The following is a 9,836-nucleotide window of genomic DNA, read 5'->3' on the forward strand; positions in this document are numbered from 1 at the left end:
GACGACCGGCGGGCCCGTCCGCGTGCGTCAGAGGTCCAGCACCGCCCGCAGCACGGCCTCCACCTCGGCCTCCGGGTCCGCCGCCGGCCCCGGCGAGCGCCAGGCGACGAAGCCGTCCGGGCGCACCAGCAGCGCACCGCCCGGGCCCACCCCGTGCAGGGCGGCGAAGTCGCCGCCGGGCTCCGGCGCCAGGTCGTCCTCGGCGCCGTCGCCGATCCGGTACGCGTCCAGCGGGACGGCCAGCCGGTCCGCCGCCCGCCGGGCGCCCTGCTGCCAGGCCGCGCCCTCGGGGCCGGTGAGCAGCACCATCGCCTGCTCGTACAGGTCCAGCGTGGACAGCCGCACGCCCGCGCACAGCAGCCACTGGTGCGGGGCCCGGCTGCCCGGCTCGCCCGCCGACTCGAACTGCTCCGGGACGACCGGGCCCTGCGGGTCGGTGCCGACCACCGCGCCCCGCGGGTAGCGGTAGCCGAGCGCCACCGCCAGCACCCCGGCCTGCCGCCCGACGCCCGGGACGACCGCGTAGCCGGGGTGGCTGTGCTCGGCGGAGCGGGCCGAGGCGCGCTCGCCGGTGACCTGGGCGACCGGGCGGCGCTCCTGCCCGTACGTCTCCAGCAGGCCGGGCCCGGCCCAGCCGCAGAGCACCGCGGCCAGCTTCCAGGCCAGGTTGTGGGCGTCCTGGATGCCGGTGTTGGAGCCGAACGCGCCGGTCGGGGACATCTCGTGGGCGGAGTCCCCGGCGAGCAGGACCCGGCCGACGCCGTACCGCTCGGCGACCCGTTCGGCGGCGTGCCAGGGCGCCTTGCCGGTCACCTCGACGTCCAGTTCGGGCAAGCCGACGGCGGTGCGGATGTGCCGCTCGCAGCGCTCGTCGGTGAAGGCCTCCAGGGGCTCGCCGTGCTCGGGGTGCCAGGGCGCGTGGAAGACCCACTCGGACTGGTTGTCCACCGGCAGCAGCGCGCCGTCCGCCTCCGGGTCGGTCAGGTAGCACGCGATGAAGTGCCGGTCGCCGACCACCTCGGCCAGCCGCTTGGACCGGAAGGTGATGCTGACGTTGTGGAACAGCTCGCCCTTGCCGGTCTGGCCGATGCCCAGGCCGGTACGCACCGGGCTGCGCGGGCCGTCCGCGGCGACCAGGTACTCCGAGCGCACCACCCGCTCCTCGCCGGTCTCCCGGCTGCGCAGCACCGAGGTGACGCCGTCGGCGTCCTGCTCGAAGGACATCAGCTCGGTGCTGAACCGCAGGTCCGCGCCGAGGTCGCGGGCCGAGCGCAGCAGCACCGGCTCCAGGTCGTTCTGGCTGCACAGGCACCAGGAGCTGGGGCTGAACCGGGCCAGCCGCCCGCCCGGGTCGATCTCCCGGAACAGCCACTCCTGCTCCTCACCGGTCAGCGAGGGCGCCTGCAGGATGCCGTGGTTCGGGGCCAGCACCGAGGCCGCCTCACGGATCGCCGGCTCGATCCCGGCCACCCGGTACAGCTCCATCGTGCGGACGTTGTTGCCGCGCCCGCGCGGATGGTGCGAGGTGTCGGCGTGCTTCTCGACCAGCAGGTGCCGGACACCCAGCCGACCGAGGAACAGCGAGGCCGACAGCCCGACCAGGGAGCCGCCCACGATCAGGACCGGCACCCGTTCGTCCACCTTCGGATTCATCAATTGCTCCACCCTGTAAGGGGATTCCGCGGCCCGGCGACTGGACTCGGCGCCGCCCTGGGCGGGCCCGCTCAGCCGGGCCCCGCTCTTCCATCCCCCGCCCGAGGGGGTCTGTGCCGCCCCGTCGCCCGGATGGCCCGCAAATCTCGCGCCGCGCCCGGTCGCCCGCTCACGATCGACCTCAGGCCTGGCGCCGAGCGCCCGGGCCGCCCGCCACCGCACCGCCCTCCCCCCAGCCGGGAGCACCCGCCGGACGCGGCCGCCACGGCCCGCCGCGTGCGGCCAAGAGCAGAAAGTGGATCATGACGACTCTGTCCGAACCGCAGCCGAAGCAGCACGAGGAATCCGACACCCGGCTGAGGGTGGTGCTGATGCTGGAGATCCAGGACGGCGCCCAGCAGCGTTTCCTCGACGTCTACGAGCAACTGCGTCACCAGGTGGCCTCGGTACCCGGCCATGTCAGCGACCAGCTGTGCCAGTCCATCAACGACCCCCGCCAGTGGCTGATCACCAGCGAGTGGCAGGACCAGGAGACCTTCCTGCAGTGGGTCGACAGCCCCGCCCACCGCGAGATGGTCAAGCCGATGCACGGCTGCGTCAGCGACAACTTCCGCTCGCTGCGCTACGCGGTGCTGCGCGAGACCTCGGCGGCCGGGTCCACCGGCACCAGGGCCCCGATGGAGGTGCCGCCCGGCCTGCCGCGCAGCGAGCCCGCCGGGCACGTCGGCCCGCCCCGGGCCGACCCGGGCCCGGACGGCGTGGTGCGCCATGCGCTGACCTTCACCGTCAAGCCCGGCAGCGAGGCCGAGGTGGCCCGCATCCTGTCCGGCTACGCCTCGCCCCGGGCCGAGGTGGACGAGCACACCCGGCTGCGCCGCACCTCGCTGTTCATGCACGGCAACCGGGTGGTGCGCGCGGTCGAGGTGGTCGGCAACCTCGGCGACGCGCTGCGCCACGTGGCGATGCAGCCCGAGGTGCGGGCGGTCGAGGAGGAGCTCAACCCGCACCTGGAGGAGGCCCGGCAACTGGGCGACCCGCAGTCGGCCCGGGCCTTCTTCGCCAAGGCCGCGCTGCCCGCCCGGCACCAGGCGATCGCCAGCGCCCCGTCCTCCGGGCGGCTGCACCGGCACGCCGTGCTCTACCCGGTGCGTCCGGGCCGGGGGCCGGCCGTCGCCGAGCTGCTCTTCGACCACGACAACCTCGCCACCGCCGACCCGACCGGCCCGGTCGCCGCGGCCACCGTCTTCCAGCGCGAGGACACCGTGGTGCGCCTGGTGGACCTGCGGGTACCGGCCGAGGCCGAGCCCGCCGCCGCGCTCGGCGTGGCCGGCGACCAGGAGGCCGCCGAGCTGGCCGCCCTGCTGGACCTCGGCCCCGCCGGGGACCTGCGCACCGCCGCGGGCCTGGGCGCGTTCCTCGCCGCCCGCGCCATGAGCCCGGTCACCGACCGCAGCTCGCAGAACGACTGACACCCGGCCAGCCCTCCCGGAGGAAAGCCATCATGACCACGCAGTTCCCGCCGATCATCAACGTCGACGACGCCCCGGAGAACCGCCGCCACGGCGCCCTGTTGCGCACCATGCTCACCCCTCCCAGCTGCGGGGCGACCAGCGGCTTCATGGGCCTGGCCATCATCAAGCCCGGGGAACGGATCAACGAGCACTACCACCCGTACTCCGAGGAGTTCGTGTTCGTCGTCTCCGGCGACCTGGAGGTCGACCTGGACGGGGAGACCCGGCCGCTCAAGCCCGACCAGGGCCTGATGATCCCGATCAACATGCGCCACCGCTTCCGCAACGTCGGCGACACCGAGGCCCGGATGGTCTTCCACTGCGGCCCGCTCGCGCCGCGCCCCGACCTGGGCCACGTGAGCACCGAGGAGACCGCCGGCGCCGGGGAGTCCGCCGCCGCCGGCCCCCCGGAACACGCCAAGGTGGCCTCGTGACACGGCGCGTCGCCGTCACGGGGATCGGTGTGGTCGCGCCCGGAGGAATCGGGATCCCCGCGTTCTGGGACCTCCTGACGGCCGGCCGCACCGCCACCCGGGGCATCACGCTCTTCGACCCGGCCGGGTTCCGCTCCCGGATCGCGGCCGAGTGCGACTTCGACCCGGCCGCCCACGGGCTGAGCCCCGAGGAGGTCCAACGGGCCGACCGCTACGTGCAGTTCGCGATGGTCGCGGCCGCCGAGGCGGTCGCCGACGCCGGACTGGACCTGGCCGCCGAGGACCCGTGGCGGATCGCCGTCTCGCTCGGCACCGCCGTCGGCGGCACCACCCGGCTGGAGCACGACTACGCCCTGGTCAGCGCCTCCGGCGCGCGCTGGGACGTGGACCACCGGCACGCCGAGCCCCAGCTGCACCGGGCCTTCGCGCCCAGCACCCTGGCCTCCGCGGTGGCCGAGCGGGTCGGCGCGCACGGCCCGGTGCAGACCGTCTCCACCGGCTGCACCTCCGGCCTGGACGCGATCGGCTACGGCTTCCAGGCGGTCGAGGAGGGACGCGCCGACATCTGCGTCGCCGGCGCCTCCGACTCCCCGATCTCGCCGATCACCGTCGCCTGCTTCGACGCCATCAAGGCCACCAGCGAGCGCAACGACGACCCGGAGCACGCCTCCCGCCCCTTCGACGCCCACCGGGACGGCTTCGTCCTCGGCGAGGGCGGCGCCGTCCTGGTGCTGGAGGAGCTGGAGCACGCCCGCCGCCGCGGCGCCCGGATCTACGGCGAGATCGGCGGCTTCGCCACCTTCGGCAACGCCTACCACATGACCGGCCTCACCAAGGAGGGGCTGGAGATGTCCCGGGCGATCGACCACGCGCTCGACCACGCCAAGGTCGACCGCGGCGACGTCGACTACGTCAACGCGCACGGCTCGGGCACCAAGCAGAACGACCGGCACGAGACCGCCGCGGTCAAGCGCTCGCTGGGCAGCCACGCCTTCGAGACGCCGATGAGCTCGATCAAGTCGATGGTCGGCCACTCGCTGGGCGCGATCGGCGCGATCGAGGTGGTCGCCTGCACCCTGGCACTGGCCCACGGCGTGGTGCCGCCGACCGCCAACTACGAGACTCCGGACCCGGAGTGCGACCTCGACTACGTGCCGCGCACCGCGCGCGAGCTGCCGCTGAGCCACATCCTCTCGGTCGGCAGCGGATTCGGCGGATTCCAGTCCGCCGTCGTGCTCAACAGAACGGGGTGAGTTCCATGACGTCACGTCAGCAGGGCCGCCGGGCGGTCATCACCGGTCTCGGCGTGGTGGCGCCGAACGGTGTCGGGGCCGACGCCTTCTGGAAGGCCACCAGGCAGGGCGTGAGCGTCCTCGACCGGATATCCCGTGAGGGCTGCACGGAGCTGCCGCTCAAGGTCGCGGGCGAGGTGCGGGACTTCGAGCCGCAGTCGCTGATCGACAGCCGCTACCTCGTGCAGACCGACCGCTTCACCCACTACGCGATGGCCGCCGCCGACCTGGCGGTGGAGGACGCGGGGTTCCGGCCCGACCCCGAACGGCCCTTCGCGGTCGGCGTGGTGACCGCGGCCGGCTCCGGCGGCGGCGAGTTCGGCCAGCGCGAGCTCCAGCAACTCTGGGGCCAGGGGCCGCGGTTCGTCGGCCCGTACCAGTCCATCGCCTGGTTCTACGCGGCCAGCACCGGCCAGATCTCGATCCGCGGCGGCTACAAGGGCCCGTGCGGGGTGGTCGCCAGCGACGAGGCCGGCGGCCTGGACGCGCTCGCGCACGCCGCCCGCTCGGTCGAGCGCGGCACCGACGCCGTGGTGGTCGGCGCCGCCGAGGCCCCGCTCGCGCCGTACTCCATGGTCTGCCAGCTCGGCTACCCCGAGCTGAGCCTGGCCGACCGGCCGGACGCCGCCTACCTGCCGTTCACCGCGCGGGCCTGCGGCTTCTCCCCCGCCGAGGGCGGCGCGATGCTGCTGCTGGAGGAGGAGTCGGCGGCCCGCCGGCGCGGCGCCAGCGTCCGGGCCCACCTGGCCGGACACGGCGCCACCTTCACCGGGGCCTCCCGCTGGGAGGAGTCCCGGGAGGGACTGGCCGCGGCGATCCGGATCGCACTGGACGAGGCCCGGATCGCGCCCGAGGAGGTCGACGTGGTCTTCGCGGACGCGCTCGGTGTCCCCGCCGCCGACCGGGCCGAGGCCCTGGCGCTGGCCGACGCGCTCGGCCCGGCCGCCGAGCGCGTCCCGGTCACCGCCCCCAAGTCCGGCACCGGACGGGCCTACTGCGGCGCCCCGATGCTGGACGTCACGGCCGCCGTGCTCGCCATGGAGGACGGCGTGCTGCCGCCCACCCCCAACGTCACCGAGGTCTGCCACGACCTCGCCCTGGTGACCGACCGCGCCCGCCCGGCCGAACTGCGCACCGCCCTGGTGCTCAGCCGCGGGCTGATGGGCTCCAACTCCGCGCTGGTGCTCCGCCGCGGGGAGCCGACCTGACCCCCGCACCCCCGATCCACTGGACCTCCTTCGAAGGGAACCCCGTGAGCAACACCCTCAGCTATCCCGAACTGGCCGCCCTGCTCCAGGCCCGGGCCGGCGTCACCGTCACCCCGGGCGACCTGGAGCAGCCGGGCGCGCAGTTCGACGACTTCGGCGTCGACTCGCTCGGACTCCTCGGCGTCGTCGGCGAGTTGGAGAACCGGCACAGCCTCAAGGTCACCTCCGGCGCCGAGTCCGCCAAGACCCCGGCCGAGTTCCTGGAGCTGGTCAACACCTCCCTCTCCGCGAAGGCCGGTGCCTGAGATGCCCGGACACACCGACAACGAGATCGTCATCAACGCCCCGCTCGACCTGGTCTGGGAGATGACCAACGACCTGGAGAACTGGCCGGACCTCTTCAGCGAGTACGCCTCGGTCGAGGTGCTGGAGCGCGACGGCGACCGGGTGCAGTTCCGGCTCACCATGCACCCGGACGAGAACGGCCAGGTGTGGAGCTGGGTCTCCGAGCGCACCACCGACCGGTCGTCGCTGGAGGTCAACGCCCGCCGGGTCGAGCCCGGACCGTTCGAGTTCATGGAGATCCGCTGGGAGTACGCCGAGGTCCCGGCCGGCACCCGGATGCGCTGGATCCAGGACTTCGCGATGAAGCCCACCGCGCCGGTCGACGACGACGGCATGGTCAACCACATCAACAAGAACTCGCGGATCCAGATGCAGCTGATCCGCGAGAAGGTCGAGAAGCGGGCGGCGGAGCAGTGACCGGCACCCACCGCGCACTGATCGTGGCGCGGATGAAGCCCGAGGCCGCCCCGGACATCGCCGAGGTGTTCGCCGACTCCGACCGCGGCGAGCTGCCGCACCTGATCGGCGTCACCGGGCGCAGCCTCTTCCAGTTCGGCGACGTCTACCTGCACCTGATCGAGGCCGACCGCCCGCCGGGCCCGGCCGTCGCCAAGGTCCTCGGCCACCCGGAGTTCCGGACCGTCAGCGACCGCCTGACCGCCTTCGTCCAGGCCTACGACCCGGCCACCTGGCGCGAGCCGAAGGACGCCATGGCGCGCGAGTTCTACCGCTGGGACCGCTGAGCCGCGTCCCCGCTCCGTTCTGGGCCCGCCCCCGGCACCGCGCCGGGGGCGGGCCCATGCGCGCATCGGGGGCGGGCCCGTGCGCGGCGCCGGGGGCGGGCCCGTGCGCGCGGCCCCTACCACCCCGTCCCGAATCCGAATCACCCGGATCGCCGGGCCACCCGGGTGAACACGCCCCGGACTCCACCCGAAGAGCGCACTCTCCGTACCCGCGCTGCCACGCTCGGGTGGCAGGCGGCTCCACCGTGGTTGACGGTGGATCAGGCGCCACTTGTTCGCGAGTCCCCTGACCGGCACCGTGCCGGCGGTCGCGGCCCGCGCCGAAAGGATCATCCTCATGCGTTCTGCACGCACGCTGCTCGCCGGAGCGGCCGTCGCCGCCGTCCTCACCGTCGGCACCCCCATGGCCTTCGCCGACGGCTCCTCCTCGGACCAGGGCAAGAACCTCACCTGGCAGGAGAAGCAGCCCGAGAAGGGCGGCTCCGACAGCTCGAAGGGTTACGACGACAAGAAGTCCGGCGGCTCCTCCGAGGAGCACAAGGGCTCCAGCGAGCACAAGGGCTCCGACAGCAAGGGCTCCGACGAGCACAAGGGCTCCGAGGGCAAGGGCTCCGAGGGCCGGGAGGAGGAGCACACCCCGCACGGCGGCGTGCACACCGGCGGCGGCGGCCTGGCCCTGTCCGGCGGCGGCCTCGCCTCCGGCGCGGTGCTGCTGCTCGGCGGTCTCGGGGCCGGCGCGTTCGCGCTGCGCCGCGGCCGTCGCACCTCCGGCGCCGCAGCCGTCTGACGTCCGCCACCGCCGCCTCTGGGCGCTCCCCCTTCCCGGGCGGGGCGCACGGGGGCGGCGGACCGTTGCGGAACAGGCTCCCGACGAAGGACTTCGAGCGGAGGACAGGAATGACCGGCGGTCCCGGGTACGGAATGCCCCGGCTGCTGCGCGGCGGGATGGGCGCGGCAGCGGTCGGCCTGCTGCTGATCTACAACTCGGTGGACACCGGGCCCGGCGAGGGCCAGGCGGCCGGCCAGGCCGCTCCCCCGGCCGCGGCCGCCCCCGCCGTCCCCGGCCCGGCGGCGGCCACCAACAGCGCCACGGCACCGCCCAGCGCAGCAGGCGCACCGGCGCTCAAGCGGTCCAAGCCGACCCGGCTGCGGATCCCGCAGATCGCCGTCGACGCCCCGTTCACGGAGCTCACCCTGGGCCCGGCCGGACAGCTCAACGCGCCCCCGCCGGACGACAAGAACCTGGTCGGCTGGTACCGCGACGGCGTCACCCCGGGCGAGCGCGGCAGCTCCGTCGTCGCCGGCCACGTCGACACCACCAAGGGCCCGGCGGTCTTCCTGCTGCTGAGCCTGCTGCTGCCCGGCAACAAGGTCGAGGTGAGCCGCGCCGACGGCACCGTCGCCGTCTTCTCGGTCGACAACGTGGAGACCTTCGCCAAGAACGCCTTCCCCGACCAGAAGGTCTACGGCAAGACCCCGGACGCCCAGCTCCGGCTGATCACCTGCGGCGGCACCTACGACAAGAAGCGCCGGGACTACCTGGACAACGTGGTGGTCTTCGCCCACCTGGAGTCCTCCCACAAGGCCTGAACACCCCGACGGCCGCTGCTCCCCCGGGTCGGGGAGCAGCGGCCGTCGGGCGTCTACGGGGGGTCAGCCGCGGACGGTGGACTCGAAGGCGTGGAGGTAGGGGTTGACGGGGCGGACGGCGGCGACGTCGAGGCCGGCCTCCTCCATGAGGTGGACCATGCTCTCCTCGGAGTGCTTGGCGCCGCCGACGTTGAGCATCAGCATCAGGTCCATCGCGGTGGTGAAGCGCATCGAGGGGCTGTTGTCGACGAGGTTCTCGACCACCACGACCCGGGCGCCGGGGCGGGCCACGGCGACCACGTTGGCGAGGGTGCGGCGGGTGCTGTCGTCGTCCCACTCCAGGATGTTCTTGATGATGTAGAGGTCGGCGCGCACCGGGATCTCCACCCGGCAGTCGCCGGGGACGAGGCGGGCGCGGGCCGAGAAGGCGCCGCCGTCCTGGAGGCGGGGGTCGGCGCCGGCGACCACCTTGGGCAGGTCGAGCAGGGTGCCGTGGAGGGCCGGGTGCTTCTCCAGCAGGCTGGCGAGGACGTGGCCCTGGCCGCCGCCGATGTCGGCGACCGAGTCGATGCCGGTGAGGTCCAGGTAGTCGGCGAAGTCCCGGGCGGACTGCCGGCTGGAGGTGGTCATCGCCTTGTCGAAGACCTTCGCCGAGTCACCGGCGTCGCTGTGCAGGTAGTCGAAGAACTCCTTGCCGAACAGTTCGGGGAACACGTTGCGGCCGGAGCGCACCGCCTCGTCGAGCTTCGGCCAGGCCTCCCAGGTCCACGGCTCGGTGCACCAGAGGGCGATGTGGCGCAGGGAGTTGGGGGCGTCGTCGCGCAGCAGGCGGGACATCTCGGTGTGCTCGAAGCGGTCGTCGCCGGTCTCCGCGAAGATCCCGTAGCAGGTGAGCGCGCGCAGCAGGCGGCGCAGCTGGCGGGGTTCGGTGTCCAGCTGCGCGGCGAGCTCCGTGACGGCGGTCGGGGGGGGGGGGGGGGGGGGGGGGGGGAAGAAGGGGGGGGGGGGGGGGGGGAGGGGGGGGGGGGGGGGGGGGGAGAAGAGGGGGAGGGGGGGGGGT

General features: G+C 74.0%; 10 protein-coding genes and 1 pseudogene. 9 read left to right on the plus strand and 2 right to left on the minus strand.

The genetic code is table 11. From position 1 onward, the window contains the following. Positions 1-27: 27 nt before the first annotated feature. Positions 28-1,653, minus strand: a complete 1,626-nt coding sequence (locus ACZ4W5_RS19375) for an FAD-dependent oxidoreductase (RefSeq protein WP_465655736.1) — start codon at positions 1,651-1,653, stop codon at positions 28-30. Positions 1,654-1,955: 302 nt separating this feature from the next. Between ACZ4W5_RS19375 and ACZ4W5_RS19380 the strand changes: the two genes are divergently transcribed. The 9 genes from ACZ4W5_RS19380 (at position 1,956) to ACZ4W5_RS19420 (ending at position 8,776) form a co-directional block, all read left to right on the plus strand. Then, the gene (locus tag ACZ4W5_RS19380) at positions 1,956-3,122 is read left to right on the plus strand and encodes a SchA/CurD-like domain-containing protein (protein WP_465655737.1); all 1,167 of its coding nucleotides are present in this window, start codon (positions 1,956-1,958) and stop codon (positions 3,120-3,122) included. Between the two features lie 32 nt (positions 3,123-3,154). Further along, positions 3,155-3,598 (plus strand): cupin domain-containing protein, encoded by a 444-nt coding sequence (locus ACZ4W5_RS19385; RefSeq protein WP_360237093.1) that lies wholly within the window; start codon positions 3,155-3,157, stop codon positions 3,596-3,598. Further along, positions 3,595-4,851, plus strand: a complete 1,257-nt coding sequence (locus ACZ4W5_RS19390; RefSeq protein WP_360237095.1) for a beta-ketoacyl-[acyl-carrier-protein] synthase family protein — start codon at positions 3,595-3,597, stop codon at positions 4,849-4,851. The genes ACZ4W5_RS19385 and ACZ4W5_RS19390 overlap by 4 nt, the downstream gene beginning before the upstream one ends. A 5-nt stretch (positions 4,852-4,856) precedes the next feature. Next, positions 4,857-6,098 carry a ketosynthase chain-length factor gene (locus ACZ4W5_RS19395; RefSeq protein ID WP_360237097.1) on the plus strand — a complete coding sequence of 414 codons (1,242 nt, stop codon included), beginning with the start codon at positions 4,857-4,859 and terminating at the stop codon, positions 6,096-6,098. 44 nt (positions 6,099-6,142) lie between these two features. Next, positions 6,143-6,403 carry an acyl carrier protein gene (locus ACZ4W5_RS19400; protein WP_402484188.1) on the plus strand — a complete coding sequence of 87 codons (261 nt, stop codon included), beginning with the start codon at positions 6,143-6,145 and terminating at the stop codon, positions 6,401-6,403. A gap of 1 nt (position 6,404) precedes the next feature. Then, positions 6,405-6,860: an SRPBCC family protein gene (locus ACZ4W5_RS19405; RefSeq protein WP_360237101.1), complete on the plus strand. Its 456-nt coding sequence runs from the start codon at positions 6,405-6,407 to the stop codon at positions 6,858-6,860. Next, complete coding sequence (locus ACZ4W5_RS19410) at positions 6,857-7,186, plus strand: TcmI family type II polyketide cyclase (RefSeq protein WP_223885896.1); 330 nt, start codon at positions 6,857-6,859, stop codon at positions 7,184-7,186. The genes ACZ4W5_RS19405 and ACZ4W5_RS19410 overlap by 4 nt, the downstream gene beginning before the upstream one ends. A gap of 337 nt (positions 7,187-7,523) precedes the next feature. Further along, positions 7,524-7,973, plus strand: a complete 450-nt coding sequence (locus ACZ4W5_RS19415) for a hypothetical protein (protein WP_465655739.1) — start codon at positions 7,524-7,526, stop codon at positions 7,971-7,973. 110 nt (positions 7,974-8,083) lie between these two features. After that, a complete protein-coding gene (locus tag ACZ4W5_RS19420; RefSeq protein WP_465655740.1) occupies positions 8,084-8,776 on the plus strand; it encodes a class F sortase in 693 nt (230 codons plus the stop codon). 63 nt (positions 8,777-8,839) lie between these two features. Here the strand turns inward: ACZ4W5_RS19420 and ACZ4W5_RS19425 are convergent. After that, positions 8,840-9,742, minus strand: a pseudogene (locus tag ACZ4W5_RS19425) (methyltransferase); the annotation flags it as partial. Positions 9,743-9,836: the final 94 nt, after the last annotated feature.

It is taken from the genome of Kitasatospora sp. NPDC029367 (genome assembly GCF_055569135.1).

Coding starts and splice junctions, on each gene's coding strand:
- ACZ4W5_RS19405 (WP_360237101.1), top strand. CDS start 6,405: ATGCCCGGACACACCGACAACGAGATCGTCATCAACGCCCCGCTCGAC.
- ACZ4W5_RS19415 (WP_465655739.1), top strand. CDS start 7,524: ATGCGTTCTGCACGCACGCTGCTCGCCGGAGCGGCCGTCGCCGCCGTC.
- ACZ4W5_RS19385 (WP_360237093.1), top strand. CDS start 3,155: ATGACCACGCAGTTCCCGCCGATCATCAACGTCGACGACGCCCCGGAG.
- ACZ4W5_RS19380 (WP_465655737.1), top strand. CDS start 1,956: ATGACGACTCTGTCCGAACCGCAGCCGAAGCAGCACGAGGAATCCGAC.
- ACZ4W5_RS19420 (WP_465655740.1), top strand. CDS start 8,084: ATGACCGGCGGTCCCGGGTACGGAATGCCCCGGCTGCTGCGCGGCGGG.
- ACZ4W5_RS19395 (WP_360237097.1), top strand. CDS start 4,857: ATGACGTCACGTCAGCAGGGCCGCCGGGCGGTCATCACCGGTCTCGGC.
- ACZ4W5_RS19375 (WP_465655736.1), bottom strand. CDS start 1,653: ATGAATCCGAAGGTGGACGAACGGGTGCCGGTCCTGATCGTGGGCGGC.